Annotated in this window: 4 protein-coding genes; all 4 read left to right on the top strand. The window is 68.9% G+C overall.

Going from position 1 to position 3,593, the window contains the following annotated elements; genetic code table 11:
• Positions 1-145: 145 nt before the first annotated feature.
• Genes AC07CM_RS50560 through AC07CM_RS50545 form a run of 4 tightly spaced genes read left to right on the top strand, consistent with a single transcriptional unit; the run spans position 146 to position 3,547 of the window.
• A complete protein-coding gene (locus tag AC07CM_RS50560) occupies positions 146-1,210 on the top strand; it encodes a tyrosine-type recombinase/integrase (RefSeq protein WP_478883308.1) in 1,065 nt (354 codons plus the stop codon).
• Positions 1,207-1,521 carry a helix-turn-helix domain-containing protein gene (locus AC07CM_RS50555; protein ID WP_329225658.1) on the top strand — a complete coding sequence of 105 codons (315 nt, stop codon included), beginning with the start codon at positions 1,207-1,209 and terminating at the stop codon, positions 1,519-1,521. Before AC07CM_RS50560 ends, AC07CM_RS50555 begins: the two co-directional genes overlap by 4 nt.
• A gap of 15 nt (positions 1,522-1,536) precedes the next feature.
• Complete coding sequence (locus AC07CM_RS50550; protein WP_478883307.1) at positions 1,537-3,165, top strand: integrase; 1,629 nt, start codon at positions 1,537-1,539, stop codon at positions 3,163-3,165.
• Positions 3,166-3,175: 10 nt separating this feature from the next.
• Positions 3,176-3,547 (top strand): hypothetical protein, encoded by a 372-nt coding sequence (locus tag AC07CM_RS50545; protein ID WP_478883306.1) that lies wholly within the window; start codon positions 3,176-3,178, stop codon positions 3,545-3,547.
• Positions 3,548-3,593: the final 46 nt, after the last annotated feature.

The raw sequence follows: 3,593 nt of genomic DNA, 5'->3' as shown, positions 1-3,593 counted from the left end.
ATCTGGGGCTGGCACTTGTTCCCTCACACGAGTTGCCGCTGCCACCTGGCCGTATCCCGTTCCTGGCGTCCTCGTTGGTTCTCGCGGTAGCACCCCGGTTCTCTAGGTGCTGCCTTGACCGTTCAGGTGCGAGGAAGGTGTGCCGGTGGCCGAGGCGAGACTGCAGGTCATCGCGGGCGGGGCCGTCCCGCAGGAGTCGCTGGCGACGGACCCGTGGCAGTTCCAGACCGCGTGTGTCGATGCGTTCGTCGCCTCCTGGCGGGCCCGCGGCTTCAGCCCGGTGACCATCGACAACGACATCGGCCTGCTGGAGCGAACCCTCGCGGCCCTGGGCCGACCCGCATGGGAGGTGACACCGGAGGACATCGACCGGGTGGTCGGCGACCTCGCGGTAAAGGGCCGGGCGACGTCGACCCGGCGCGAGTATGTTCAGATCTTCAAGGGGTTCCACCGGTTCCTGCAGGCCCGCAAGGCGGCCGAGATCGAGGCCGCGTTCGGCGTGAGGCTGGTCTGCCCGGTCGACGAGTTCAACGCCTCCCGCCATGTCGGCGACGACTCCCCGGCCCTCGTGCCGCCGCCGACGCCCGAGCGGGTGGCGGAGTTCTTCGATTTCATGAAGCAGCGGATCGCGACCGCCCGAAAGTACGGGCCTGCCGCGAGGGACTATGCGATGTTCCGGACGCTGTATCACGCCGGGCTCCGCTCGGAGGAGGCATCGCTGCTGGAGAAACCTGACCTGCACTTCACCCGCGGCCCGTTCGGCAAACTCCACGTCCGCTTCGGTAAGGGCGCCCATACTTCCGGGCCGCGGCCGCGCTGGGTGCCCATGCTCGACGGGCTGGACCTGGTCTTGCGGTGGTTCTTGGCGGACGTGCGGCCCAAGTTCCCCGATTCTGACGTGCTGTTCGCTGACGAGTCCGGAGGGGCTTTGCATCGCGGGACCGTCCGCAACCGGCTCCGTTATCTCATGGAGCTCGAAGGCCGCCCCGCCGCCGAGCGGTTCAGCCCGCATGCCTTGCGGAGGGCGTGCGCGACCCACAACTACGAACGCGGCGTCGACCTGGTGGCCATCCAGCAGATGCTCGGTCACTGGACGGTCAGCTCGACCATGCGTTATGTCCGGCCCTCCGCGACGTTCATCGAGGACGCCTATCAGCGGGCAGTCACCGGCACCCTGGCCGAGCTGACCGGGAAGGACACCACGGCATGAAGATCCGATGGCGGCTGCGGATGGCCGCCGCCCAGCGCGAGGTGTGGACCGGCACCGAGTTGCGGCGGCTGCTGGCCGAGAAGGCCGGCCTGGAGCTGTCCTCCGCGTCGGTGTCCGCACTGTTCACCAAGGAGCCCTCGCAGGTGAAAATGACCACGCTGGCCGCGTTGTGCACCGCGCTGGAGTGCACCCCCAACGACCTGATCGAGGTCGACACCACTCCCGTCGAGCGGCCCATCGCACCGCCTCGGCCCGTCGCCGACCTGCCTCAGGCCGCCTCCGGGCGGGGCCGGTCGATGCCGCCCCTGTGACCGGCGGCGATCACCGTGGGCAAGAGGCAACGGGACTGCATCACCTGCGGCGGGCCGGTCGGCTATCGCGACCGCCAGCACTGCTGCCGATGCCGGCGCCGGATGCAGGAGCAGGCCACGAAGACGGTGTGTCCGTCCTGCGGCAAGGACCGCGTCCTCCAGGAGGACACCGGCCGGTGCATCGCCTGCTCACGCGTATGCGACCAGTGCGGCCATCCGGTCCGCTCGGCCGGCAACCGACTCTGCCGGGACTGCCGCCGCAAGGCCGAGCGACTCGCCGCCCAGCAGTGCTGCGCTCGCTGCGGCAAGCCGGGCTATCTGCGGGACGACACCGGCTGGTGCGGGTCGTGCTCCCGCCCAGGCCCGCCCAAGCAGCCGCCCCGGATCTGCCGCGAGTGCGGCCAGCTGCGTCGGCATGCCGGACTGGGGCTGTGCTCGGCGTGCTGGCAGCGCCACCCCGGACGCCCCTTCATCCGCGGTGAACACCTCCGCGACCAGCTGGCCGACCCACCCGCCTGGCTCGAAGACTTCGTCGCGCATGTCGCGGCTCGCTTCTGCGTCGCCCGGGCCTGCGGCCTCGTCACCGACCTGGGCCGACTGCTGAACGACGAGCACTCCAATTCGCCCCAGGCCCTGCTGGAGCGATCTCGCAGACCCGGACGATCGATGGGCCCCTTCGCCCGCGCGCTGGAGGACTTCTTCACCCTCCGCGGCCTGGCCTTGCCCACTGACCAGGTCGAACGGCTCGCCGCCGGGCGGCGCAAGCGCCGCATCGACGCCGTCCCCGAACCGCTCCGGCCGGCCGTGGCCGCCTTCGACGCCTCCCGGATGCGGGCTCAGGACCGGGCCCGCCGGGCCGGAACCCGCCCCCGCAGCGACCACACCCTGGAAACCGCACTGAGCATCCTGCGGGACCTGGCCTGCTTCCTCACCGAATACCGCGGCAAGGACGACTGGGCCCTGGTCGACGTTCACGACGTCGAAGCCTTCCTGACCACCTTGCCCAAGGCCCGCAAGCGCCGGCTCGTAGTACTCCGGCAGTTCTTCCGCTTCACCCGCTCCAAGCACATCGTGCTGATCGACCCGACTCGCACCCTGATCGTTAAGGACTCGAACGGCTTCCGCGGCTGGACGCTCACACTCGACCAGCAGCGCGAGCTCTTCCGCCGCTGGACAACCAGCGAACACGTTCATCCGCACGAGGCCCTGCTCGGCATGCTCGCCCTGCTCCACGGCGCCTCCAGCACGGAGGTCCGGATACTGCAGGTCACCGACATCGATCCGGCGGCCCAGACGGTCCGGCTTGGCAAGCGACCCCACCCCGTGCCGCTGGATCCCGCCTCGTGGACGGTGATTGAACGGTGCCTGGCCCACCGCGCGGCATGGCCGACGACCAACCCGCACGTGATGGTCACCAAAGGAACCAAGGCCGGGCGGAGCCCGGCGTCAACTGCCTATCTCTCACACGTCCTTGACGACTGCGGATACCCGCCCCGGACGATCCGCAGCACCCGACTCGTCGACCTGGTGAACACCATGGACCCCAAGCTCGTGGCCGCCGCCTTCGGCATGGACCCGCAGGCCACCCTGATCTACCTTGCTGATCACATCGACGCAGGACGCCTGCCCGACCAGCACGAGTAGAGGAACTTGCATGCGCCACCTCATACCCTCCTTCGCTCTCGCCGCTCTCCACCGCGGAAAGCAGATCGAGCAGTTCCTCGGCAAGGTTGAACGCGACGGTCACCCAGGGCTCCGCTGGATTGCGCTCTGCCCCGGCCCCTCCGGCGTGACGATCTATCTGAGCGATGTCGAAGACATCGGCACCGACAACTTCCTCGACATCACCGAGTTCCCGCCTCTGGACCCCGACGAGGAGCCATGGGGACGCGAGATCGCCGTCCTGTCCACCCCCGAGGAAGCCTTGCACCTGGCCGAGCGTGACCTCGCCGCAGACCACCAACGCTGGGTCAACCAAGGCATCGTCTGCGACGAATACCAGGACTACCGCAAGATGAACCCGTGATGTTTCGGCACCACCTCGCACGTGTTCGCCGGAACATGTGCGCTTT

The organism is Streptomyces sp. NPDC044061 (assembly GCF_056434305.1).
Note: the sequence above shows the minus strand (reverse complement) of the source record. Positions and strands in the feature narration are given on the sequence as shown.